This window comes from Actinomycetospora sp. CA-084318 (genome assembly GCF_050955885.1).
In the GTDB taxonomy this organism is placed as follows: domain Bacteria; phylum Actinomycetota; class Actinomycetes; order Mycobacteriales; family Pseudonocardiaceae; genus Actinomycetospora.
Genome location: NZ_CP192098.1, coordinates 4,460,645 through 4,483,638 on the forward strand (window position 1 = coordinate 4,460,645; position 22,994 = coordinate 4,483,638).

A 22,994-nucleotide genomic window follows, 5' to 3' on the forward strand; every position below is an offset into this window, starting at 1 on the left:
TCGTCGTCAGGACGACTGCGGGGCGACCGCCGCCATCACCGCCGCCTCGATGGCCCGACGACGGGTCGGGTCGAGCGGGACCACCCGGCCGGTGCCGGGGCTGTCGTGCTCGCCGGCCTCACCGTCCGGCGAGGCCTCCAGGCAGAAGGCGTCGACCACGGACGAGCCCAGGGTCGAGACCCGGGCCCAGCGCACGTCCACGCCCTCCTGCTCCAGCGCCGCGGCCACGCCGTGCAGGAGCCCGATGCGGTCGGCGGTGCGCAGCTCGAGCACCACCGCCCCGGTCGCCTCGTCGTCGAACCACAGCACGCGGGTGGCGGGCGGCGCGGCGCCGGCGGCCCGCGACGACGAGTAGTCCCGCTCCTTGGCCGCGAGCCGCGCGGGCAGGTCGAGGGAGCCCTTGAGCACCCGCACCAGGTCCTCGCGCAGCAGCGACGCCTCGGGCAGCCGTCCGAACCGCGGCGAGACGGTGAAGCTGTCCACCGCGACGCCGTCGTGCTCCACCAGGACCGCGGCGTGCACCTGCAGCGAGTGCAGGGCCAGCACCCCCGCCGCCCGGCTGAGCAGCCCCGGTCGGTCGGGCGCGGCCACCGTCATCGTCACGGTGGTCAGCTCGTCCGCGGCCTCGACCGAGACCTCGGGGCTCCCGCTGGCGGCGACCGAGCGCGCGAGCGCGAGGCGGTCGTCGGACAGCGGCTCGGGGCCGGGCATCCCGCCCCCGGCCATCACCTGGCGGCAGCGCCGCACGAGGTCACCGAGCAGGGTCGCCCGCCAGGGGGTCCAGACGCCGGGTCCGGTCCCGAGCGCGTCCGCCTCGGCGAGGGCGTGCAGCAGCTCGAGCAGGACCGGGTCGCCCCCGAGGGTGTCGACGACGCGCTGCACCGTCGCCGGGTCCTCCGGGTCGCGGCGCTGCGCGGTGTGCGGCAGCAGCAGGTGGTGGCGCACCATCTCGCCGAGCGTCTCGACGTCGGCGGGCCAGAGCCCCAGCCGACGACCGATGTGCCGGGCGAGCTCGGCGCCCACGACGGAGTGGTCCTCGTCGCGGCCCTTGCCGATGTCGTGCACCAGCGCGCCGATGAGCAGCAGGTCCGGGCGGGCGACCCGGGTGGTCAGCTCCGACGCCCGGCGGGTCACCTCGACGAGGTGGCGGTCCACGGTCCAGACGTGGGCGCGGTCGCGCGGGGGCAGGTCCCGCACGGCGCCCCACTCCGGGAAGATCCGGCCCCAGAGCCCGGTGCGGTCGAGCGCCTCGATGACGTCGACCATCCCCTCCCCCGCGGCCAGCAGGGCGAGCAGCTCCTCGCGGGCGGCGCGGGGCCACGGCTCGCGCAGCTCGGGGGACGCGTCGGCGAGTCGGCGCAGCGTGCCGGCGGCGATCGGCAGCCCGGTCCGGGCGGCCGTGGCGGCGAGCCGCAGGACGAGGGCCGGGTCGCGGGTGACCTGCGCCTCCCGCGCGAGCACGATCTCGCCGCCCTGCTCGACGACGCCCTCGTCGAGACCGCGGCGGGTCGGCGTCCGGCGCAGCGCGGCGAGTCCCCGGCGCGGCAGTGCGGCGCGCGCCGAGCGCAGGGCGACGTCGGTCGCGTAGACGACGGTGCGCGCGGCGCCGGAGAGCGACCGGGCGAGGTCGTAGCGGTCGGTGACGCCGAGGTCGGGCACGCCGGCGAGCTCGTGCGCGTCCTCGGCCTGCAGCACGTCACGGGCGCGGCCCGCGCGGCGGTGCAGCTCGGTCCGCAGGTCGAGCATGAGCCCGCGGGCGGAGCGGACGTCGACGGCGGGCCGGTCGACGAGCTGGGCGGCGGCGAGGGCGTCGAGGAGCTGGACGTCGCGCAGGCCGCCGCGGCCGTTCTTGAGGTCGGGCTCGACCCGGTGGGCGACCTCGCCGGAGCGCTGCCAGCGGGCGCGGGTGGCCTCGACCAGGTCGTCGAAACGGCCGCGCATGCCCGCCCGCCACGCCTGGCGCGCCGAGGAGGACAGCCGCTCGGCGAGCTCGGCGTCACCCGCGATCAGGCGCACCTCGAGCAGCCCGAGCGCGACGCGCAGGTCCTCGGTCGCCACCCCGACGGCCTCGCCGACGGTGCGCACCGAGTGGTCGAGGCCGATGCCGGCGTCCCACAGCGGGTACCAGAGGGCGTCCGCGATCCGGGCGACCTCGTCGGGGGCCTTCCCGCGGCTGCGGCCCGTGCCGTCGTGCACGAGCACGAGGTCGAGGTCGGACCACGGGGCGAGCTCGCGGCGCCCGAGCGCCCCCACCGCGACGAGCGCGGTGCCGGTGGCGGGGCCGACGCCCACGGCGGCGGCGCGGGTGGCGAGCCAGAAGTCGTGCAGTTCGACGAGCGCCTCGCGCAGGGCCGCGGGGCCGAGGCGCCGCGCTCCGGGCGGGGGCGAGAGCAGGGCGGTGCGGGCGCGGACCAGGTCGACGGCCGCGCCCTCGTCCGACTCCCCGGAGACCGCCAGTGACGGGATCGTCCCCCCGGGCTCGTCCCCGGCGCGCCCCGACCCGACTGCGACCATGCCCGTCCTCTCCGGTGGTGCGGCCCCACCGTCAGGGGCCCGCACGGTGACTTCCGGGGGTCGACGTGGCAGCACCGGGCCCGCCGTCGGGGTCCCGACGACGGGTCCGGTGCCGGTCGACCTGCGAGCTAGAGGGCGTCGGCCCCGCGCTCGCCGGTGCGCACGCGCACCACGGTCTCGATCGGGGTCACCCAGACCTTGCCGTCACCGATCTTGCCGGTGCGGGCGGTCTCGGCGATCGCGTCGAGGACCTTCTCCGCGGTGGAGTCGTCGGTGACGACCTCGATGCGGACCTTCGGCACGAAGTCCACCGAGTACTCCGCACCCCGGTAGACCTCGGTGTGGCCCTTCTGGCGGCCGTAGCCCTGGACCTCCGAGACCGTCATACCCAGGACGCCGAGCTGCTCGAGCGCCCCCTTCACGTCCTCCAGGACGAACGGCTTGATGATCGCCGTCACCATCTTCACGGGTCAGCCCTCCTGACCGGCCGAGGCCGGCACCTTCGACGTCGCGGCCTCGAGGATCGAACCGCTCCCGCCGCCCGAGCGCAGCCCGGAGTAGTCGTAGCTCGACTCGGCGTGCTCGGACTCGTCGATGCCGGAGGACTCGTCCTCGGCGCTGATGCGGAAGCCGATCGTGTACTTGATCACCAGCGCGATGATCGTCGTGACCACGAAGGAGTAGGCGAGCACGGCGAGCGCGGCGACCACCTGGATGCCGAGCTGACCGAAGCCACCGCCGTAGAACAGGCCGTCGGCGCCGGCCGAGTTCAGCGACGTGGTGCCGAAGAACCCGATCAGGACCGTGCCGATGAGGCCACCGACGAGGTGGACGGCGACGACGTCGAGCGAGTCGTCGAACCCGAACCGGAACTTGATCGAGACGCAGAGCGCGCAGATGGCACCGGCGATGAAGCCGACGGCCAGGCCGCCCACCGGGTTGACGAAGGCACAGGCCGGGGTGATCGCGACGAGGCCGGCGACGGCGCCCGACGCGGCACCGAGCGTGGTCGGCTTGCCGTCCCGGAACTGCTCGACGACCAGCCAGCCGATGACGGCGGCGGCGGTGGCCAGCGTCGTCGTCGTGAAGGCGATCGCGGCGTTGGCGTTGGCGCCCAGCGCCGAGCCGGCGTTGAAGCCGTACCAGCCGAACCACAGCAGGCTCGCCCCGAGGAGCACGAAGGGCAGCGAGTGCGGACGGCCCGGGTCACGCGGCCAGTTGCGGCGCTTGCCGAGCACGAGGCAGAGCGCCAGACCCGCGGCACCGGCGTTGATGTGGACGGCGGTGCCACCGGCGAAGTCCAGCGCCTTGAGCTGGTTGGCGATCCAGCCGCCGGTCTCGGCGGTGTAGCCGTCGAACGCGAACACCCAGTGGGCGACGGGGAAGTACACGATCGTCGACCAGAGCACGACGAACAGGCCCCAGCTCCAGAACTTCACGCGCTCCGGGACGGCACCCGAGATCAGGGCCGGCGTGATGATCGCGAACATCAGCTGGAACATCGCGAAGGCGAGGATCGGGATCTTGTCGGGGTCCGTGCCGACGGGGTCGGTCGGCAGTCCGCCGAGCCCGACGTACTGGAAGTTCCCGATCAGGCCGCCGAACGCGTCGTTGCCGAAGGCCAGCGAGAACCCGTAGAGGCACCACAGCACCCCGACGATCGCGAGGCACATGAAGTTCATCATCAGCATGTTCAGGACGCTCTTCGAGCGGACCATGCCGCCGTAGAAGAACGCGAGCCCTGGCGTCATGAGCATCACCAGCGCGGCGCTGGCGAGTACCCACGCGGTACTTCCGGCATTCAACACGAGCGTTCGTCCCTCCTGCGGTCGCCATCCGGGCGTGGCGGTCACTGGGAGGAAAGAATGCTGAGAGCTTGTTTCGAGCGGCGTCCACCGGTGTTTCTCGGCAGTTAACAGGCCGCCGGTCCGTGTGACCATCAGGTTGCCGAACCGGACATCGCGGGAGGTCGTGGTCCGAGTCACTCCGGGCTAGTGACCGTGGGTAGCTCTCGACGGGCGTCAGTGACGCTACGTGTCACCCGAACGGGCCTGCGAGCCGCCCGTTCCGCGAGGATGACACCAGACAGGCCACGCGCCTCCCGGACCTGCCCCACGTCACCTTCGCGACGACGGGTCGGGGCACCTCGGGCCGCCCCTCGACCCCGGCCCGCGGGGGTGACATCTGGCAGGTCCCGAGCTCCCGGAACCTGCCCTACGTCGCCCTCGCGGTCAGCGCAGCAGCGCGTCCACGAAGGCGGCGGGCTCGAACGGGGCGAGGTCGTCGGGACCCTCGCCGAGGCCGACGAGCTTCACGGGCACGCCGAGCTCGCGCTGCACCTGGAAGACGATGCCGCCCTTGGCGGTGCCGTCGAGCTTCGTCAGGACCACGCCCGTGACGTCGACGACCTCGCGGAACACCCGGGCCTGGGTCAGTCCGTTCTGCCCGGTGGTCGCGTCGAGCACCAGCAGCACCTCGTCGACCTCGGCCTGGCGTTCGACGACGCGCTTGACCTTGCCCAGCTCGTCCATGAGGCCGGTCTTGGTGTGCAGCCGCCCCGCGGTGTCCAGCAGGACGGCGTCGACCCCGGCGTCGGCGCCGCGCTTCACGGCGTCGAACGCCACGCTGGCAGGGTCGGCGCCCTCCGCGCCGCGGACGACGCGCGCGCCGGCCCGCTCCCCCCAGGTCTGCAGCTGCTCTGCCGCGGCGGCGCGGAACGTGTCGGCCGCGCCGAGCACGATCTCGTGCCCGCCGCCCACGAGGACGCGCGCGAGCTTGCCGGTGGTGGTGGTCTTGCCGGTGCCGTTCACGCCGACGACCAGGACGACCGCGGGGCGCCCGTCGTGGGCGAGGGCGCGCACCGACCGCTCCATGTCGGTGCCCAGCGTCTCGACGAGGACCTCGTGCAGCAGGTCGCGGACCTCGTCTGAGGTCCGGACGCCGCGGGAGGCGATCCGCTCGCGGAGCTTGCCGACGACCTCCTGCGTCGTCGCCGAGCCGAGGTCGGCCATGAGGAGCTGGTCCTCGACCTCCTCCCACGAGTCCTCGTCCAGGTCGCCCGCGCCCAGGAGGCCGAGCAGGCCCGTGCCGAGGGTGGACCGGCTGCGTCCGAGTCGACCGCGGAGCCGCTCGAGCCGACCCTCGGGCGAGGCGATGGGCTCGCTCGGGGCGGGCGCCACGTCCGCGGCCGGGGCCTGCGGCGGGGCGGCCTGGGGCGGGGCGGCCGACGGCGCCTGCGGCGGGGCGGCCGGGGCGGGCGGTGCCGCCTGCACCGGGGGCACGGGCGGAGCCGCCGGGGCCGGCGAGGCGGGCCGGACCGGCGGCGCGGGACGCGTCGGCGGAACCGGTGGGGCGACCGGCGGCGCGGGGGCCGACGCGGTCTGCGGCGGGATCTCCGTGGTCGGGTCCGGCGCCGGCGTGACCTCGGTCGTCCGGTCCGCCTGCGGCGGGATCTCCGTGGTCCGGTCGGTCGACGGCGTGACCTCGGTCGTCCGGTCCGCCTGCGGCGGGATCTCCGTGGTCCGGTCGGTCGACGGCGTGACCTCCGTCGTCCGGTCCGTGGACGGCGCCACCTCCGTCGTCCGGTCCGTGGACGGCGCCACCTCCGTCGTCCGGTCCGTGGACGGCGGGATCTCGGTCGTGCGTTCGGTCGACGGCGTGACCTCCGTCGTCCGGTCGGTCGACGGCGCCACCTCCGTCGTCCGGTCCGGCACGGCGGGCGTGACCTCGGTCGTCCCGTCCGGGACGGCCGGCGGGGCCTCGGTGGGCCGGGGGGACACCGGCGGCGCCTGGGTGCTCGACGGTTCGCCCGGGGCCGGCTCGGCGGAGGGCGTCTCGATGGTGGGCGGGGTCGGGCCGACCTCGGGCCGGTCCTTCGTCGCCGCCCCGCCACCGGTGCCGCCGCCCGCGGAGAACGAGAAGCCGCCCCCGGCCGAGTAGCTGCCTTTCGTGGGCTTCGGCGGCTCGGCCTGCTCCTCGGCCTCCTCGCGCAGCGAGATGCGGCGGCGCCGAGCGAGCACCAGCCCGACGATCAGCACCAGGAGGAGCACCACCACGACGACCGCGACGATGATCCCGGTCAGCACGCCCGGCGAGAGCCCCGCGGCGGGGGCCTGCGCGAGCAGGTCCCGGGTCGACGGGTCGAGGGTGGTCAGCGGCGAACTCACGCCCCCATCCTGTCAGCCGCGCAGCGTCGCCGAGGGCCGCACGGGGCGGAGGGACGTCAGCCGAGCAGCGACAGCAGCGTCGTCACCCCGACGCCGAGGAGGGCGAGTGCCAGGACGAGGCCGGCGAGCAGCACGGCCACCCCGCGGGTCGGCTGCGGCACCGGACCGAGGGTCCCGGGGCCGGGCAGCACCGGCGCGCGGTAGTAGACGTCCACGGTGTGGCCGGCCGCGACCGGCACGGCCTCGACCACCCGTCCCCAGCCGTCCCCGCGGTCGACCGCGATCTCCACGCGGTGCCGCCCGGGGGGCAGGGCGATGTCGGTGCGCCCCCAGGGAACGGAGAGCGGCAGGTCGTCGACCAGGACCGTCACGGTGTCCGTCGCGAGGAACGGGGCGAGCGAGCTGTGCGAGGCGTCGACGACGAGGTGTCCGACGGCGGGCTGCGGGACGGAGGACATCCGCCAGGACCGGCGGGCCGCCGGCGCGGACGGGGCCGGCAGAGCGGGCAGAGCGGACGGGGCACGCTCGGCCTGCGCGTCGCGTCTGGGCTGGAGCACCGTCATCCCGACCCACCCTCCCCCGGGGGAGCCCCCGCTCCCTTGCCCGACGAGGTCGACGGTAAGCCTGGTCAACGCCCTGCGGCATTCCCCGTGCGCGTCGTTCGTCGGTCACGGATGCGTGACGTGTTGATCACGCACCGCTATCATAGCGCGACACAGCGTCACGACACGGGCGAGGGGTCCGCTCGGGCGAGTGGTCCCGGCGCGTCGGCGCCGCGCAGCCGCTGGGAGACCACCGCCGTGATGCCGTCGCCGCGCATGCTCACGCCGTAGAGCGCGTCGGCGATCTCCATGGTCGGCTTCTGGTGGGTGATGATCACCAGCTGCGAGGTGCGCCGCAGGTCGTCGAGCAGCGAGATCAGGCGGCGCAGGTTCGCGTCGTCGAGCGCCGCCTCCACCTCGTCCATCACGTAGAAGGGCGAGGGGCGGGCCCGGAAGATCGCGACGAGCATCGCCACGGCCGTCAGCGACTTCTCCCCGCCGGAGAGCAGCGAGAGCCGCTTGACCTTCTTGCCGGGCGGCCGGGCCTCCACCTCGACGCCGGTGGTCAGGAGGTCGTCGGGGTCGGTGAGGATCAGCCGCCCGTCGCCGCCGGGGAACAGCACCGGGAACACGACCTCGAACTCGCGCGCCACGTCGGCGAACGCCTCGGCGAACACGTCGAGGATGCGCTGGTCGACGTCGGCCACCACGGAGAGGAGGTCACGCTTCGAGGCCTTCACGTCCTCGAGCTGGGTCGACAGGAAGCGGTAGCGCTCCTCCAGCGCGGCGTACTCCTCGAGCGCCAGCGGGTTGACCTTGCCGAGCGTGCCCAGCTCCTTCTCCGCCCGGGTGGCGCGCCGCTGCTGCTCCGCCCGATCGTAGGGCATGGGCGGCGGCATCGAGACCTGCTCGCCGCGCTCCCGCGCGGCCGTGACCTCGGCGACCTCGGCCTCGCTGGCCGGGATGCCGGCCTCCGGGCCGTACTCGCGCACGAGGTCGTCCAGCCCGATCCCGAACCGCTCGACGATCGACTCCTCGAGCTGCGCGAGCCGGGTCCGCTGCTCGGCGCGCAGCACCTCGTCGCGGTGCACCGCGTCGGTGAGCCGCTCGAGGGTCTGCTGCAGGCCGCGCGTCCGCTCGCGCACGCCGTCCAGCTCGGCCGAGCGCGCCTGGCGCGCCGCGGCCAGCCGGTCCCGCGCCTCGGCCGCCGCGGCGACGGATCCGGCGATCCGGTCGAGGCCCGCCCGCCCGTGCTCGAGGATCTCGTCGAGCAGGGCCGCCTGCCGCTCCCGTTCCCGACGACGGGTCGCGGCGCGTTCCCGCTGCTCGCGCTCCGCCCGCGCGCGGTGGCGCAGCGCCTCGGCCCGCCCGGTCACGGCCCGGGCGCGCTCCTCGGCGGTCCGCAGCGCGAGCCGGCCCTCGACCTCCGCCGTCCGCGCGGCGTTGAGCGCAGCCGTGGCGGCGTCGCGGGCGCCGACGTCGCTCCCGTCGGCGTCGTCGGACGCGTCGGTGTCGGCCTGGTCGGTCGCCATCTCCAGGCGCTCGGTGAGGTCGTCGAGCTCGGCGCGCCGCTCCTCGCGGGCGACCTCGACGGTGGCGCGGCGCTCCGTGAGGCGGGCGAGCTCGGCCTCCGCGCCGCGCACGGTCTCGGCCAGTCCGCCCAGCCGACGGGCCCGCTCGGCCCGTCGGGCCTCGTCCTGCGCCCGCCGCGCGTCGGCCGCCCGCCGCCGCTCCGTGTCGGCCCGCCGGGCGTCGTCCCGCACCTGCCGGGCGACCCCGACCTCGGCGCGCGCCGCCGCCTCGGCCTGCCGCGCCGCCTCCAGCGCGGCCCCCGCGGCCTTCTCGGCGCGCTCCGCCCCGGCGAGCCGGTCCCCCGCCTCGTCGGCGGCCGACTGCATCTCCAGGATCGATCGGTTGCCCGACGGGCCGCCGACCGCCCAGGCCCCGCCGAGCACGTCCCCGGCCCGGGTGGCCGCGGTGAGCTCCGGGTGCGCGGCGACCAGCGCCCGCGCCGCGGCCAGGTCGTCCACCACGACCACGCCGGCCAGCAGCCGCGCCACCGCCCCGGCGACGGCGTCCGGCGCCCGGACCAGATCGGCCGCCCAGACGGCCCCGGCCGGCGGCGGACCCGACGACGGACCGCCCGGACCCGCCACCAGCAGGCCCGCCCGGCCCGCATCGCTCGCGTGCAGGTGGGCCAGCGCGTCCGCCGCCGCGTCCACGCCCGTGACCACCACGGCGTCGGCCACCGGGCCCAGCGCCGCGGTCACCGCCGTCTCGTCCCCGGGCCCCACCCGCAGCAGGGCCGCCACCGACCCGAGCACCCCGTCCCGACCGCCGGCCAGCAGCTCGCCGACGCCGTCGCGACGGGTGAGGGTCAGCTCCAGGGCCTCCACCCGCGCCTTCCAGTGCGCCCGGTCCCGCTCGGCGTCGCGGTGGGCCGCGGCCGCGCGGTCGACCTCCGCCCGCACCTGCTCGTGGCGCTCGGTCGCGGCGTCGAAGGCCGCCTCGGGGTCGGGCGCGTCCTCGGACGGCGCGGACGCCGCGACGGGCTCCCCCGGCCCACCGGCGTCGCCCCCGTCCGACGCGGCCTCCTCCTCCGCGAGCTCCGCCCGCGCGGTGGCCGCCCGGGCCGTCGTCTCGCCGATCGTCGCGGCCAGCGTCTCGAGCTCCTCGATCGCCGCCGCCACCCGGCCGCGCTGCGTCTCCACCTGGCCCGCGAGCCGGGCGAGGCCCTCCCGCCGGTCGGCCGCCGCCCGCGTGGCGGCGGCGACACGCCGGTCGGCCGCCTCGAGCGTCTCCTCGGCGTCCTCGCGGCGGGCCGCGGCGTCCTCGAGGGTCTCCCGCGCGAGGGCGACCTCCTCGGCGAGCGCGGCCTCGTTCTCGGCGGCGGAGTCCGCCTGCCGCTCGAGCTCGTCGGGGTCGGGCCCCGAGGCGGGCTCCTCGGCGCCCGTGAGGTGCCGGTGCCGCTCGGCCGCGAGCGCGACCGTGCCGCGCAGCCGCTCGGCCAGCGAGGAGAGCCGGTGGTGCGCCTCCCGGGCCCGCTCGTAGGCCGGGGCGTCGACCTCGAGGGCCGCCTCCAGCTCCTCCATCGCCTCCGACGAGACGGCCAGCGCCCGCTCGGTCTCGTCCCGGCGCCGCCGCGCCTCGTCCTCGTCGGCCGCGTCCCGCGCGATCGTGCCCCGCAGCGTCACGAGGTCGTCCGCGGCGAGGCGCAGCCGCGCGTCGCGCAGGTCGGCCTGGATGGTCTGCGCGCGCCGGGCGATCTCGGCCTGCCGCCCCAGGGGCTTGAGCTGGCGGCGCAGCTCGGTGGTGAGGTCGCCGAGGCGGGCGAGGTTGGACTCCATCGCCTCGAGCTTGCGGAGCGCCTTCTCCTTGCGCTTGCGGTGCTTGAGGACCCCCGCGGCCTCCTCGATGAACGCGCGCCGCTCCTCCGGGCGCGACTGCAGGATCGCGTCGAGCTGCCCCTGGCCGACCAGCACGTGCAGCTCACGTCCGATGCCGGAGTCGCTGAGCAGCTCCTGCACGTCGAGCAGGCGGCAGGAGCTGCCGTTGATCTCGTACTCCCCGGCACCGGAGCGGAAGACGCGCCGGGTGATCGACACCTCGGTGTACTCGATCGGCAGGGCGCCGTCGGAGTTGTCGATCGTCAGGGTCACCTCGGCCCGGCCCAGCGGGGCGCGCCCGGAGGTGCCGGCGAAGATGACGTCCTCCATCTTCCCGCCGCGCAGCGCCTTCGCGCCCTGCTCGCCCAGCACCCAGCTGATCGCGTCGACGACGTTCGACTTGCCGGACCCGTTCGGCCCCACCACGCACGTGATGCCGGGCTCGAAGCGCAGGGTGGTCGAGGACGCGAAGGACTTGAAGCCCTTGAGCGTCAGGCTCTTCAGGTGCACGCGTCGACCCCCTCCTCGACCTGCCCGGCAAGCTACGCGACCGGTCCGACAGCCTCCCGCAGGACCGCCGCGACCTCGTCGGCGCCGTCCCCGAGCGCGCCCGAGCGGTCGATCACCGACACCGCGGCCACCACCTGCCCCTCCGACCACACCGGCACCGCCACCGCGACGGCGTCGGGCACCAGGCGCCCGCTGCGCCCGGTCTCGCAGCCCGTCGCCCGGATCCGCTCGAGGTCCGCCAGCAGCGCCAGACCCGCCGCCGGGTCGTCCGGCCGGGCCGCCCGCACCACCGCCTGACGGGCCGCCGCCGCCAGGTGCGCCACCAGCACCCGCCCGGCGGCGGTGTCGACGAGCGGACGGCGGACCTGCGAGGACAGCGCGTAGTCGAAGGCCTCGTCGGCGCCCGCCCAGTCGACCCAGACAGCGTCGTCCCCGACCCGGACCGCGAGCTGGACCGGCAGCCCCAGGCGCTCCGAGAGCCCGGCCAGCACCCCGTGCCGCACCGGCACCGCCGGCCGCCCGGCCCGCACGGACAGCACCGACGGCGCCGGCCCGAGCGTGTACCGCCGCCGGTCCTCGTCGAGGTAGCCGACGGCGACGAGCCCGTCGACCAGCTTCTGCACCGACGAGACCGGGGCGTCGACGGCCCGCGCGAGCTCGGTCAACGACGCGCCCGGCCGCGCCACGGCCGCCTCGAGCAGCTCGGCCACCCGGTCGACCGTCCGATGGTGCTTGTTACCCATATGCGTAACCATATCTCACATTGCGGAGGAATACTTAGCACGCCTAACGTCAGAGGCATGACGACGACAGCGCTCGAGGGTGTCCGGGTCATCGACCTCGCCACCGTGGTGATGGGGCCGTACGCGGCCCAGATCCTCGGTGACCTGGGGGCCGACGTCATCAAGGTCGAGGCGCCGGGCGGCGACAGCGCCCGCCTCGCCCCGCCCGCCCGGCACCCCGGGATGGGGCACCTGGCCCTCAACGTGAACCGCAACAAGCGGTCGGTGACGCTCGACCTGAAGTCCGCCGACGGGAAGGCCGCCTTCCGCGACCTCGTCGCGAGCGCCGACATCCTCATCACGAACATGCGGCCCGGCGCCCTGGACCGCCTCGGCGTCTCGCACGCCGAGCTCACGGAGATCAACCCGCGCCTCATCACCTGCCGCGCCCAGGGCTTCCGCTCCGACTCCGCGCTCGCCGACCGCGCCGCCTACGACGAGATCGTGCAGGCCGCGTCGGGCATGACCGACATCGTGCGCCGGGCCACGGGCACGCCGAGCTACGTGCCGACGGTGCTCGCCGACAAGGTCTGTGCCCTCACCATCGCCTACTCGGTCCTCGCCGCGCTGGTCCACCAGCGCGCCACCGGGCAGGGCCAGGAGGTCGAGGTGCCGATGGCGGACACGATGCTCGCCTTCACCCTCGTCGAGCACCTCTCGGGCCACACCTTCGTCCCCGACGACGGGGGCACCGGCTTCAACCGGTCGCTCGCGGCCGGGCACGAAGCGGTCGCGACGAAGGACGGGTGGGCCTGCATCCTGCCCTACAGCCCGCGGAACATCGCCGACTTCTTCGCCGCCGCGGGCCGGGAGGACCTCGCCACGGACGAGCGCTTCGTCGACCGCACGCAGCTCTCGCACCACCAGGAGGAGCTCTACGGCGAGATCGCCGCGATCGCGCCGACCCGCACGACCGACGAGTGGGCGACGCTCTGCGGCGAGCACTCGATCCCGTTCGCCCCGGTGCTCGACCTGGAGACCGCGCACGAGGACCCCTACGTCGTCGACGGCGGCCTGCTCACCGAACGGGAGCACCCCACCGAGGGCCGCTACCGGTCGATCGGGTTCCCGGTCCGCTTCTCGGGGACCCCGGCCGGGATGCGCACCCCGACCCCGCGGCAGGGCGCCGACACCGCCGACGTGCTGCGGGAACTCGGCCGGACCGAGGAGCAGATCGAGGCGATGGTGGGAGGCGCGGCGTGAACAGAGACGAGATCCTCCGCCGCGGCACCACGCCGCTCTGTGCCCCGGCCTTCCCCGTCGGGTCGCACCGGTTCACCGACCGCGAGTACCTCAACGTCGTCTACCGCACCGACCCCGACGCGTTCCGGGCCGCGCTGCCCGAACCGCTGACGGTCGTCGAACCGCTGGTGCGCTTCGAGGTGATGCGCATGGGCGACGTCGACGGGTTCGGCCCCTACACCGAGTGCGGCCAGGCCCTGACCTGCGCGTTCGACGGCGAGCAGGGCGAGTACCTGCACGCGATGTACCTCGACAACGCCCCGGCCACCTTCGCCGGGCGCGAGCAGAGCGCCTACCCGAAGGCCTTCGGCTCGCCGCGGCTGTGGGTCGAGCAGGGCACGCTGGTGGGGCAGCTGCACGTCGGTTCCCTGCCGGTCGCCACCGCCACCACGGCCTACAAGCACACGCCGCTCGATCCCGACGAGGCCCGCGCCCAGGTCGGCGTCCCGACCTTCGCCGTGACGCTCGCCCCCGGTCGCGGCGGCCCGACCTCCGCGGTGCTGCAGCGCACCCGGATCACCGACCTGACCGTGAAGGAGGCCTGGGAGGGCCCGGCCCGCCTCGAGCTGCACGCCCACGTCATGGCCCCGCTGGCCGACCTGCCCGTGCTCGAGGTGGTCGCCGCCTCGCACGTGCTGACCGACCTCACGCTCGCGCCCTTCACCACGGTCCACGACTACCTGGAGCAGGCATGAGGATCACCGAGATCGGCGCCGGCACGATCGGCGTCAGCTGGACCGTGCTGCACGCCGTGCACGGGCACGAGGTCACCGTCACCGACCCCCGCCCCGACCTCGACGAGGCCGTCCGCGCCGGCGTCCGGGCCTTCGCGCCCGCGCTCGGCGCCGACCCCGACGAGCTCCTCGGGCGCATCCGCACCGAGGCCGAGCTCGCACCCGCCGTCGGGAACGCGGAGATCGTCCAGGAACAGGGCCCGGAGCGGCTCGCGGTCAAGCAGGAGATCTTCACGACGACGGGGGCGGCGGCTCCCGCCGACGCGCTCCTGCTGACCTCCACCTCCGGGATCCCCGCGAGCGAGATCGCCGCCGGGCTCGACCCCGCCGTGGCCGCGCGGCTCGTCGTCGCGCACCCGTTCAACCCACCGCACCTGCTGCCCCTGGTCGAGCTGGTGGCGGGCGCGGCGACCGCGCCGGAGACCGTCGAGCGGGCCGCGGCGTTCCTGCGCACCGTCGGCAAGGACCCGGTGGTCGAGCACCTCGAGGTCCCGGGCTTCGTCGCGAACCGCCTGCAGTCGGCCTTGTTCCGCGAGGCCGTGAGCCTGGTGCTCCGTGGGGTCGTCACGCCGGCCGAGCTCGACCGCGTCGTCACCGGCTCCCTCGGGCCGCGCTGGGCCACCGGCGGGCCGTTCCTGTCGTTCCACCTCGGCGGCGGTGCGGGCGGGCTGCGGCACATGCTGACCCACCTCGGGCCGGGCATGACCCGGCGTTGGGCCGACCTGGGCAACCCCACCCTCGACGACGAGACGGTCGAGGCCCTGGTCACGGGCACCGAGGCCGCCTACGGGGACGACTACGACGCCCTGGCCACCACCCGCGACCGGGCCCAGGTCGCCGTCCTGCGCAGCCGTGAGACCACCGAGAGCAGCGAGAGCACCGAGGAGTCCCGATGAGCACCACCACCGACATCACCACCGGTGCCCCGACGCCGGCGACGCCCGAGGACGTCCTGCCGCCCCTGCCCGGCGACTTCTACGGCTACGCCGACCTGCTGAGCGCCGAGGACCAGGAGATCCTCGCGCGGGTCCGGCGCTTCGCCGAGGAGCGCATCGCGCCGATCGCCGACCGGCAGTGGGCCGCCACCGAGTTCCCGTTCGACCTGCTGCCCGCCTTCGCCGAGCTCGACGTCGTCGGGCTGGCCCGGGACTGGCCCGACCGGCCCGCGCACTCCCGGCTGCTCACCTCGATGATCAGCATGGAGCTCTCGCGCGTCGACCCGTCGATGGCCACCTTCTTCGGCGTGCACGGCGGGCTCGCGCTCTCCTCGATCGACCTCTGCGGGTCCGACGAGCAGAAGGAGCGCTGGCTGCCCGCGCTGCGGCGGATGGAGAAGATCGGCGCGTTCGCGCTCTCCGAGCCGCACGGCGGGTCGGACGTCGCGGGCGGGCTGGAGACGACCGCCCGCCGCGAGGGCGACGAGTGGATCCTCGACGGCGCCAAGCGCTGGATCGGCAACGGGACCTTCGCCGACCTGGTGGTCGTCTGGGCGCGGGACACCGACGACGGCGAGGTGAAGGGCTTCGTCGTCGAGAAGGGCACGCCCGGCTTCACGGCGACGAAGATGGAGGGCAAGCTCGCGCTGCGCACCGTGCAGAACGCCGACCTGACCTTCGAGGGCGCCCGCGTCCCCGAGGCGAACCGGCTGCAGCACGCGAACTCGTTCAAGGACACGAACCGGGTCCTGCGCGTGACCCGCGGCGGCGTCGCCTGGAACGCGGTCGGCGTGATGATGGGCGTCTACGAGCTCGCCCGCGACTACGCCCTCGAGCGCGTCCAGTTCGGGCAGCCGATCGCGGGCTTCCAGCTGGTCCAGGACCACCTCGTGACGATCCTCGGGCGCCTGTCGACCTCGCTGGCCCTCGCCGTCCGCGTGGCGCAGCTCCAGGACGCCGACCACTTCCGCGACGACCAGGCGGCGCTGGCCAAGCGCGAGTGCACGGTCGCGCTGCGCGAGGCGGTCGCGCGCGCCCGGGAGGTCCTCGGCGGCAACGGCGTGCTGCTGGAGAACAAGGTGACCCGGTTCTTCAACGACGCCGAGGCGCTGTACTCCTACGAGGGCACCAAGGAGATCAACACCCTCGTCGTGGGCCGCTCGATCACCGGGATCGGTGCATTCGTGGGGCACGCGCCGCGGCGCTGAATGCGCCGTTTGCGAGGACGGGTGCAGCGGCCATCACCCTTTATGGCAACCGCAACGCACTACCTCGAGGTCAACGCGCCGGCCGCCGAGTGCTACCGCTGGTGGCGGCCGCTGACCCACCTGCCGCAGATCCTGGACGACGTGGACTCCGTGGAGCCCAAGGACGGCAGTGCCGACGTGACGCACTGGGTGGTCGACGGCCCGCTCGGCAAGAAGATCGAGTGGGACGCGAAGATCATCGACGAGGAGACCGACCGCAAGATCGCGTGGAAGTCGCTCGAGGAGAGCAACAACCACGTCGAGACCGGGGGCGCCGTGCGCTTCGACAACCACGGTGACACCACCGGGGTCGAGGTCAGCCTCCACGTCGAGACGCCCGCGGGGGCCCTGGGCGACCTGGGCGCGAAGCTCTTCGCCGACCCGCAGAAGAAGATCGAGAAGGCCCTCCAGGAGTTCAAGCAGCTCATGGAGTCCGGCTCCGCCCGCTAGGTCCCCCGACGCCGGCCCGCGCCCCGCGCGGGCCGGCGTCGTGCTGTCACCGGCCCTCTCGATCGAGCACCCGAGTCGTCGGGCCCTCTCCACCCACACCTGGAGATCGCCATGATCGCGCTACCCACCCAGTCCGAACCGTCCGGCGGCGGGGGCGGCTTCAACGCCCTGCAGTCGCTGCAGAACGCCTTCACCACGCTGCTGAACTACGTGCCGAACGTGATCGGGGCCCTGCTGGTCCTGCTCATCGGCTACATCATCGCCCGGCTGATCCGCGCCGGGATCACCAAGCTGCTCCAGCGCGTGCGTCTCGACCAGCGCCTGACCCACGGCTCCGGCGGCGAGTACGTCGCCCGGTTCAGCCCCGACGGCAGCCCGGCCAAGCTCGTCGGCCTCGTCGTGCAGTGGGTCCTGCTCGTCTTCGTGATCGTCTCCGCGGTCGGGACGCTGAACATCCCCGCGGTCACCGGGTTCGTGAACCTGGTGCTCTCCTACCTGCCGAACGTGCTCGCCGCGCTGCTGATCTTCCTGGTCGCCGCCGCGATCGCCGCCGCCGTCGGCGGGCTGGTGCACCGCACGATGGGCGACACCCCGACCGGGCGGGTCGCGCGGTCCGCCGCGCCGACGCTCGTCATGGTCATCGCGGTCTTCATGATCCTGAACCAGCTCGGCATCGCCGAGGTGATCGTGAACGCCACGTTCATCGCCCTGATCGGCGCCCTCGCGCTGGGCGCGGCCCTCGCGTTCGGGCTGGGTGGCCGCGACGCCGCCGCCGACCTGATCAACTCGGGTTACCGCAAGGCCCAGGAGAACCGCGAGCAGGTCCGGGCGGACCTGCAGACCGGGTACCAGCGGGGCCAGGCCGACGCCGCGCGTGTCGCGGACGGCCACACCGGTGCGCAGCCGGCGACGCCGGACGACCCGGGCACCGTCCGCGCCGACGACCCGGCCGCGCCGACCGTCGCCATCACGCCGCAGAGCCGCTGAGCCGGACCGGCCACGAGCCCGTCGGGAGCACCGCTCCCGGCGGGCTCACGCGCGTCGCGGCACCTTCTGGCAGGTCGGGCACCAGAACGAGGACCGGTTCATGAACGCCGAGCGCCGGATCGCCGTCCCGCAGCGCGGGCACGGCTCGTCCTCCCGGCCGTAGACGGCGAGCGCGCGCGAGAAGTACCCGGAGTCGCCGTGCACGTCGACGTAGAGCGCGTCGAACGACGTGCCGCCCTGGGCCAGCGACTCGGTCATCACGTCGTGGGCGGCGGTCAGCACCGTCCGGACGTCGGGCCGGTTGAGCCGGGCGGTCGGGCGCAGCGAGTGCAGGCGCGCGCGCCAGAGGGCCTCGTCGGCGTAGATGTTGCCGATCCCCGAGACGAGCGTCTGGTCGAGCAGCGCGCGCTTGAGCTCGGTGCGCCGCCGTCGGTACGCGCCGACCGCGGTCTCGAGGTCGAAGTGCGGGTCGAGCGGATCGCGCCCGATGTGCGCGACGGGCACCGGCACCCGCTCGCCGTCCGAGGACACCGTGTCGACGGCCGTGAGGCCCCCGAAGGTGCGCTGGTCGACGAACCGCAGCTCGGCCCCGCCGTCGGCGAAGCGGAGGCGGACCCGGAGGTGCTTCTCGTCGGGCCGGTCGGCGGGCTGGACGAGCAGCTGACCGCTCATGCCGAGGTGGGCGAGCAGCGCGGTGTCGTCGGCGAGGTCGACCCAGAGGAACTTGCCGCGTCGGCGGGCGGCGACGAGCGTGCGGCCCTCGAGGCGGTCGGCGAGCTCCGCCGCCCCGCCGGCCTGCCGCCGGACGGCACGAGGGTGCAGCACCTCGACCGACGCGACGGTCCGGCCGACCGCGTGGTCGGCGACCCCGCGCCGGACGACCTCGACCTCGGGCAGCTCCGGCACCTAGCGGACCACTACGTGACGGGCCCGTTCAGCGCCTCGTAGGCGGCCTGGGCGGCCTTCTGCTCGGCGTCCTTCTTGGTGCGCCCGATCCCGGTGCCGAGGCCCTCGCCGGCCACCACGGCCGTCGCGGTGAACTCCTTGGCGTGGTCGGGGCCCTCCTCGGTGATCCGGTACTCCGGGACACCACGGCCGGAGGCGGCCGTCAGCTCCTGCAGGCTGGTCTTCCAGTCCAGGCCGGCGCCGAGGCGCGGGGCCTGGTGGAGCAGGTCGCCGAACAGGCGCCCGACGAGCTCGCGGGCCACGTCGATGCCGTGCTCGAGGTGCACCGCACCCAGGATCGCCTCGACGGCGTCGCCGAGGATCGAGTCCTTGTCGCGACCACCGGTCATCTCCTCGCCGCGGCCCAGGTACATCAGCTCGCCGAGTCCGAGCGTACGGGCGACGCTCGCGAGGGCGTGCATGTTGACCACGCTGGCGCGCAGCTTGGCGAGCTGGCCCTCCGGCAGCTCCGGGTGCTCCCGGTAGAGCCGCTCGGTGACCGCGATACCGAGCACGGAGTCCCCGAGGAACTCCAGGCGCTCGTTCGTCGGCAGGCCGCCCTTCTCGTAGGCGTACGACCGGTGCGTCAGGGCGAGCCGGAGCAGCTCGGGATCGACCTCGATCCCGAGCACCCGGCTGAGCCGCTCGGCCGGCGACCCGTCCTGTTCCGTGGCACCGGCCGCCGTGGCGGCCATGGCGATCAGGCCGGGGTGACGGCCCGGCGGCCGGCGTACTGGCCGCACGTGGGGCAGGCGACGTGCGGCGGCTTGGGCTGGCCGCAGGCCTTGTTCTGGCACGCCACGAGGGTCGGCACGGACGCCTTCCACTGCGAACGACGGGCGTGGGTGTTGGCGCGCGACATCCGGCGCTTGGGGACGGCCACGGTGCTCCTACTCCTCAGTTCTCTGTGCTGCCGCCGGCGAAACGCTCCTGCAGGGCGGCCCAGCGAGGGTCAATCCTCTCACGAGTGGTCCCCGCGGGTACGAAGGCCCATGCCTCGTCGTCCGGCGAGGCCACTCCGGGGCAGTCGTCGCTGCACAGCGGGGCGTTCGGGAGCTCGAGCAGGACGGCATCGCGGACGGCGGGCTCGAGGTCGATCTTCTCGTCCACGATCCGGGCGACGTCCTCCTCCTCGGTCGTCTCCTCGGTGACCGAGTGCGGGTAGGCGTAGAGCTCGGTGAGGTCGACCTCGACGTGGTCGGTGACCTCCCCGAGGCACCGCGAGCACTCGCCCACGACGTCGGCGCTCACCGTGCCGCTCGCGAGGACGCCCTCCATCACCGACTCGAGGCGCAGGTCGAGGTGGATCGGGTCGCCCGCGGGCACGCCGATCACCTCGAGCCCGAAGTCGGCCGGGGCGGGCACGTCGCGCACCCAGGGCTTCATGGTGCCGGGACGGCGCGAGAGCTCGCGCAGGACGTCGACGACCCACGGGCTCGTCGCGTCGGGGCTGGGGGTGTGCTTCTCAGTCATCTCGATCGGGGCCAACACACGGCGCGCCGGAACCTGTTCCCGACGACGGGTCTGGCCCGGTTCTCCAGGGTACGCGGGCCCTCCCCCGATGAACGAACGGCACTCTCGCGCGCATAGATGCTGCGAGGGTGCCGCTCGTTCGGAACGGGAGGCCGGCGGACGGAGCTACGCGCTCGCCCGCTCGGGCGCGTGCTCGACGGCGGCGGCGCCGACCTGGCCGGTGCGCAGCTGGTGGCGGTGGCGCCCCACGGTGTCGAGCACCGACTCGAGCGTGTCGGTGAACTCGGCGAGCGAGGTCTCGACGTAGTGGTCGCAGTCGGTGCGCGCCTGGTGGGCGTCGTCGGCGGCGCGGTCGAGGATGCGGGCGGCCTCGTCGCGGGCCGCGAGCGTGACCTCGTGCTCGGAGACCAGACGCTGCTGCTCGGCCCGCCCGTCGGTGACGGCGCGCTCGTAGCTCTGCCGGCCCGCCTCGGTCATCCGGTCGGCCTCCGCGGCGGCCCGGTCGGTGAGGTCGGCGTACTCCCGGCGGCCGCGGGCCACGACCCGCTCGGCCTCGTGCTCGGCCTCGGCGATCATCTGCTGGGCCTGCTCGCGGGCCTCGGCGAGCAGCCGGTCGGCCTCGGTGCGCGCCGCCTCGCTGGTCTGCGCGGCCTCCTCGGTCGCGTCGTCGACGAGCTTGTCGCGGTGGTCGAGCACGTCCTGGGCGTCGTCGAGCTCACCCGGGATCGCCTCGCGGATGTCGTCGAGCAGCTCCAGGACGTCGCCGCGCGGGACGACGCAGCTCGTCGTCATGGGGACGCCGCGCGCCTCCTCGCAGATGGTCACCAGTTCGTCGAGCGCCTCGAACACCCGGTACACGTCGGCCACCTCCCGCGTCTGGACCGGCCGCCAGTGTGCGGTGCGCACTCGCCCGCCCGGCGCATTGCGGCGTCCCGGGCGTGTCGGTCTCAGCGAGGGCTGAGGCGCTCCAGCAGCGCCGCGTGCACCCCCGTCGTCAGGAACGCCGAGACGTCGCCGCCGCCCCGGGCGACCTCCTTGACCAGCGAGCTGGAGACGAAGGTGTGCTCCGGCGAGGCGGACAGGAACACCGTGTCGACGCCGGTGAGGTGCCGGTTCATGTGCGCCATCGGTAGCTCGTAGGCGTAGTCGGTGTCCGAGCGCAGACCCTTGGCGATGACGCCGACGCCCTGCTCGCGGCACCAGTCGACGAGCAGGCCGGAGAACGCCGCCGTCGAGACGTTCGGCAGGTCGGCGAAGGTCTCCCCCAGCAGGTCCCGCCGCTCGTCGACGGTGAACAGGCCCTGCTTGTTCGGGTTGACCGCCACCGCGACGACCACCTCGTCGAACATCGCCGCCGCGCGGCGCACCACGTCGACGTGCCCGAGGGTCACGGGGTCGAACGATCCGGGGCAGACGGCTTTCATGGTCGAGCTCCGCTGCGCTCCGTCTCCTGCCTCATGATCGGGGAGTTATAGCAGGATCCGGTCGTGGACTACGTCCGGGACGACCTGGCCGCGCTCTATCCCTGGTTCGCGATCCGCGTCGCGCACGCGGGACTCGTCCTCACCCCGCCCACCGATGTCGAACTGCTCGAGATCGCCGCGTTCGTCGCCGAGCCGGCCGGCGTCCTCGCCCCTGGCGAGGAGCACTTCCTGACGAGGCCGATGGGCGACGACGCCGCCGCCCGTGTCTTCCTCGAGCACTCGTGGTCCCTGCGGCGCTTCCCGACGGCGGGTGGGGCCTGGCGGGTGCCCTTCGCCGTCCTCGACGGCGGGCGGGTCGTCGGGCACGCGACGCTCGACGCCGGGGACCGTCCGGGCGAGGTCGGGACGACGTCGTTCCTCGCGCACGCCGAGCACGGTCGCGGCCTCGGACGGCGGGTGCGCCTGATGCTCCTGGAGCTCGCGTTCGGCGCCCTCGGGATGACCCGCGCGGTGACCTCCGCGGCCGACGACAACCGCGCCTCGCTGCGGGTGTCGCAGCGCTGCGGCTACCGCGAGACCGACCGGCGCCGCCACGCCGACGGCACGCCGGAGGTCCACCTCGCCGTCACACCGGGGCTGTGGCGACGCCGCCGGCTCGACGGCGTCGTCGTCGAGGGCGTGGAGCCGTTCCTCGCGGCGATCAGCCCAGGGTCGCCGTGATCGACGGCGGGGCGCCGGGGACGCCCGCCGCGACGCCGCCGTGGTCGTCGGTGCGGTCGGCGACGATCCGCGACCCCGCGAACGCCGGCCGCGAGAGCCGGTAGTCGAAGGTCCCTACCGACCGGCCCTGCCGCCGCGGGATCTCCAGGCACATCAGCGCGAGCAGCGGCCCGTGCACGACGAGGCCGGGGTAGCCCTCGACGCCGGTGACGTAGGGCTGGTCGTAGTGGATGCGGTGGGTGTTGTAGGTCAGCGCGGAGAACCGGAAGAGCAGCCGCTCGTCGGGGGTGAGCGCGACGGCCGCGTCCGACGGGGTCGGCGGGTCGGCGTCCGGCTCGTCGACCGTGATGCCCCGGGCCTGGCCGGGCGCCTGGGAGCGGTAGACGACGTCGGCCTCCTCGGTGACCAGCACGTCGTCGCCGTCGAGGAACTCGGTGCGCACGGTCACCAGCAGCATGTCGCCGGACCGCCCGTGCTTGACCTGCGAGCTCACCAGGGACGACCGGCGGGTGTAGGTCCGCCCCACCCGCATCGCCTTCCCGACCTGCAACCGGCCGCCCGCGATCATGCGGCGCCGGTCCGGGATCGGGGGCAGGAAGTGGCCGTGCCGCGGGTGGCCGTCGTCGCCGAGCTCGTCGGTGCGCGGGTGCTCGAGGAACCCGAACCAGTGCCACATCGGCGGGAGCGGGTCGCCGTCGCCCGCCACCGGGTCGAGGTCGAACATCCCGCTCACCGCCGCGACGGTCCAGGCGGAGGTGCCGCCCGTCGTCGTGACCGGTTCGGGGGCCCAGCCCTGTGTCACGTCCGCGAGGTCCACGCCCGTGATCATCGGTGCACCTTCCGGTGCAAGCAATGCGTCACTGCTGGCACCCAGTGACAGCAACGCCACATCGTCGGCCCCACCCGCATGGCAGCAAAGCGTCGTTACTGGCGTCCA

21 protein-coding genes are annotated in these 22,994 nt (G+C 74.6%); 7 read left to right on the top strand and 14 right to left on the bottom strand.

Annotation, left to right across the window (positions count from 1 at the left end; genetic code table 11):
- Positions 1–6: 6 nt before the first annotated feature.
- From ACQPYX_RS21855 to ACQPYX_RS21885, 7 genes are all read right to left on the bottom strand, one after another.
- Positions 7–2,514, bottom strand: a complete 2,508-nt coding sequence (locus ACQPYX_RS21855; RefSeq protein ID WP_433799378.1) for a [protein-PII] uridylyltransferase — start codon at positions 2,512–2,514, stop codon at positions 7–9.
- 128 nt (positions 2,515–2,642) lie between these two features.
- Positions 2,643–2,981 carry a P-II family nitrogen regulator gene (locus tag ACQPYX_RS21860; protein ID WP_179794233.1) on the bottom strand — a complete coding sequence of 113 codons (339 nt, stop codon included), beginning with the start codon at positions 2,979–2,981 and terminating at the stop codon, positions 2,643–2,645.
- Between the two features lie 3 nt (positions 2,982–2,984).
- A complete protein-coding gene (locus ACQPYX_RS21865) occupies positions 2,985–4,322 on the bottom strand; it encodes an ammonium transporter (protein WP_433799379.1) in 1,338 nt (445 codons plus the stop codon).
- A gap of 423 nt (positions 4,323–4,745) precedes the next feature.
- Positions 4,746–6,680 (bottom strand): signal recognition particle-docking protein FtsY, encoded by a 1,935-nt coding sequence (ftsY, locus tag ACQPYX_RS21870; protein ID WP_433799380.1) that lies wholly within the window; start codon positions 6,678–6,680, stop codon positions 4,746–4,748.
- A 56-nt stretch (positions 6,681–6,736) separates the two neighbouring features.
- Complete coding sequence (locus ACQPYX_RS21875; RefSeq protein ID WP_433799381.1) at positions 6,737–7,243, bottom strand: hypothetical protein; 507 nt, start codon at positions 7,241–7,243, stop codon at positions 6,737–6,739.
- Between the two features lie 158 nt (positions 7,244–7,401).
- A complete protein-coding gene (gene smc, locus ACQPYX_RS21880) occupies positions 7,402–11,118 on the bottom strand; it encodes a chromosome segregation protein SMC (protein ID WP_433799382.1) in 3,717 nt (1,238 codons plus the stop codon).
- Positions 11,119–11,150: 32 nt separating this feature from the next.
- The gene (locus tag ACQPYX_RS21885) at positions 11,151–11,861 is read right to left on the bottom strand and encodes an IclR family transcriptional regulator domain-containing protein (RefSeq protein WP_433799383.1); all 711 of its coding nucleotides are present in this window, start codon (positions 11,859–11,861) and stop codon (positions 11,151–11,153) included.
- 57 nt (positions 11,862–11,918) lie between these two features.
- On the opposite strand from ACQPYX_RS21885, the gene ACQPYX_RS21890 reads away from it, so the two are divergent.
- From ACQPYX_RS21890 to ACQPYX_RS21915, 6 genes are all read left to right on the top strand, one after another.
- Positions 11,919–13,103 (top strand): CaiB/BaiF CoA transferase family protein, encoded by a 1,185-nt coding sequence (locus ACQPYX_RS21890; protein ID WP_433799384.1) that lies wholly within the window; start codon positions 11,919–11,921, stop codon positions 13,101–13,103.
- Complete coding sequence (locus ACQPYX_RS21895) at positions 13,100–13,837, top strand: acetoacetate decarboxylase (RefSeq protein ID WP_433799385.1); 738 nt, start codon at positions 13,100–13,102, stop codon at positions 13,835–13,837. The genes ACQPYX_RS21890 and ACQPYX_RS21895 overlap by 4 nt, the downstream gene beginning before the upstream one ends.
- On the top strand, positions 13,834–14,772 hold the full coding sequence (locus ACQPYX_RS21900; protein ID WP_433799386.1) for a 3-hydroxyacyl-CoA dehydrogenase NAD-binding domain-containing protein: 939 nt from the start codon (positions 13,834–13,836) through the stop codon (positions 14,770–14,772). Before ACQPYX_RS21895 ends, ACQPYX_RS21900 begins: the two co-directional genes overlap by 4 nt.
- Positions 14,769–16,019 carry an acyl-CoA dehydrogenase family protein gene (locus ACQPYX_RS21905; protein ID WP_433799387.1) on the top strand — a complete coding sequence of 417 codons (1,251 nt, stop codon included), beginning with the start codon at positions 14,769–14,771 and terminating at the stop codon, positions 16,017–16,019. The genes ACQPYX_RS21900 and ACQPYX_RS21905 overlap by 4 nt, the downstream gene beginning before the upstream one ends.
- Before the next feature lie 42 nt (positions 16,020–16,061).
- Positions 16,062–16,508, top strand: a complete 447-nt coding sequence (locus tag ACQPYX_RS21910) for an SRPBCC family protein (RefSeq protein WP_433799388.1) — start codon at positions 16,062–16,064, stop codon at positions 16,506–16,508.
- A 111-nt stretch (positions 16,509–16,619) separates the two neighbouring features.
- On the top strand, positions 16,620–17,495 hold the full coding sequence (locus tag ACQPYX_RS21915; RefSeq protein ID WP_433799389.1) for a mechanosensitive ion channel family protein: 876 nt from the start codon (positions 16,620–16,622) through the stop codon (positions 17,493–17,495).
- Between the two features lie 45 nt (positions 17,496–17,540).
- On the opposite strand, the gene mutM is transcribed toward ACQPYX_RS21915, so the two are convergent.
- The 6 genes from mutM to coaD all read right to left on the bottom strand — a co-directional run bounded on the left by mutM (position 17,541) and on the right by coaD (position 21,337).
- Positions 17,541–18,401: a bifunctional DNA-formamidopyrimidine glycosylase/DNA-(apurinic or apyrimidinic site) lyase gene (gene mutM, locus ACQPYX_RS21920; RefSeq protein WP_433799390.1), complete on the bottom strand. Its 861-nt coding sequence runs from the start codon at positions 18,399–18,401 to the stop codon at positions 17,541–17,543.
- A gap of 11 nt (positions 18,402–18,412) precedes the next feature.
- Complete coding sequence (gene rnc, locus ACQPYX_RS21925) at positions 18,413–19,135, bottom strand: ribonuclease III (protein WP_433799391.1); 723 nt, start codon at positions 19,133–19,135, stop codon at positions 18,413–18,415.
- 5 nt (positions 19,136–19,140) lie between these two features.
- Positions 19,141–19,323: a 50S ribosomal protein L32 gene (gene rpmF / locus ACQPYX_RS21930; RefSeq protein ID WP_179794247.1), complete on the bottom strand. Its 183-nt coding sequence runs from the start codon at positions 19,321–19,323 to the stop codon at positions 19,141–19,143.
- 14 nt (positions 19,324–19,337) lie between these two features.
- Positions 19,338–19,913, bottom strand: a complete 576-nt coding sequence (locus ACQPYX_RS21935; RefSeq protein WP_433799392.1) for a YceD family protein — start codon at positions 19,911–19,913, stop codon at positions 19,338–19,340.
- Positions 19,914–20,078: 165 nt separating this feature from the next.
- Positions 20,079–20,771 (bottom strand): DivIVA domain-containing protein, encoded by a 693-nt coding sequence (locus ACQPYX_RS21940; protein WP_433799393.1) that lies wholly within the window; start codon positions 20,769–20,771, stop codon positions 20,079–20,081.
- An 89-nt stretch (positions 20,772–20,860) separates the two neighbouring features.
- Entirely contained in the window at positions 20,861–21,337 is a 477-nt protein-coding gene (gene coaD / locus ACQPYX_RS21945; protein ID WP_433799394.1) for a pantetheine-phosphate adenylyltransferase, read from the bottom strand.
- A 63-nt stretch (positions 21,338–21,400) separates the two neighbouring features.
- On the opposite strand from coaD, the gene ACQPYX_RS21950 reads away from it, so the two are divergent.
- A complete protein-coding gene (locus ACQPYX_RS21950) occupies positions 21,401–22,057 on the top strand; it encodes a GNAT family N-acetyltransferase (protein WP_433799395.1) in 657 nt (218 codons plus the stop codon).
- Here the strand turns inward: ACQPYX_RS21950 and ACQPYX_RS21955 are convergent.
- Positions 22,038–22,886: a hypothetical protein gene (locus tag ACQPYX_RS21955; protein WP_433799396.1), complete on the bottom strand. Its 849-nt coding sequence runs from the start codon at positions 22,884–22,886 to the stop codon at positions 22,038–22,040. The two genes, ACQPYX_RS21950 and ACQPYX_RS21955, sit on opposite strands and share 20 nt — an antisense overlap.
- Positions 22,887–22,994: the final 108 nt, after the last annotated feature.

Excerpts from the sequence above, each read along its gene's own strand:
- ACQPYX_RS21855 (WP_433799378.1), bottom strand. The coding sequence starts at position 2,514 with ATGGTCGCAGTCGGGTCGGGGCGCGCCGGGGACGAGCCCGGGGGGACG.
- ACQPYX_RS21875 (WP_433799381.1), bottom strand. The coding sequence starts at position 7,243 with ATGACGGTGCTCCAGCCCAGACGCGACGCGCAGGCCGAGCGTGCCCCG.
- ACQPYX_RS21885 (WP_433799383.1), bottom strand. The coding sequence starts at position 11,861 with ATGGGTAACAAGCACCATCGGACGGTCGACCGGGTGGCCGAGCTGCTC.
- ACQPYX_RS21890 (WP_433799384.1), top strand. The coding sequence starts at position 11,919 with ATGACGACGACAGCGCTCGAGGGTGTCCGGGTCATCGACCTCGCCACC.
- ACQPYX_RS21900 (WP_433799386.1), top strand. The coding sequence starts at position 13,834 with ATGAGGATCACCGAGATCGGCGCCGGCACGATCGGCGTCAGCTGGACC.
- ACQPYX_RS21905 (WP_433799387.1), top strand. The coding sequence starts at position 14,769 with ATGAGCACCACCACCGACATCACCACCGGTGCCCCGACGCCGGCGACG.
- ACQPYX_RS21910 (WP_433799388.1), top strand. The coding sequence starts at position 16,062 with ATGGCAACCGCAACGCACTACCTCGAGGTCAACGCGCCGGCCGCCGAG.
- ACQPYX_RS21915 (WP_433799389.1), top strand. The coding sequence starts at position 16,620 with ATGATCGCGCTACCCACCCAGTCCGAACCGTCCGGCGGCGGGGGCGGC.
- rnc (WP_433799391.1), bottom strand. The coding sequence starts at position 19,135 with ATGGCCGCCACGGCGGCCGGTGCCACGGAACAGGACGGGTCGCCGGCC.
- ACQPYX_RS21935 (WP_433799392.1), bottom strand. The coding sequence starts at position 19,913 with ATGACTGAGAAGCACACCCCCAGCCCCGACGCGACGAGCCCGTGGGTC.
- coaD (WP_433799394.1), bottom strand. The coding sequence starts at position 21,337 with ATGAAAGCCGTCTGCCCCGGATCGTTCGACCCCGTGACCCTCGGGCAC.
- ACQPYX_RS21955 (WP_433799396.1), bottom strand. The coding sequence starts at position 22,886 with ATGATCACGGGCGTGGACCTCGCGGACGTGACACAGGGCTGGGCCCCC.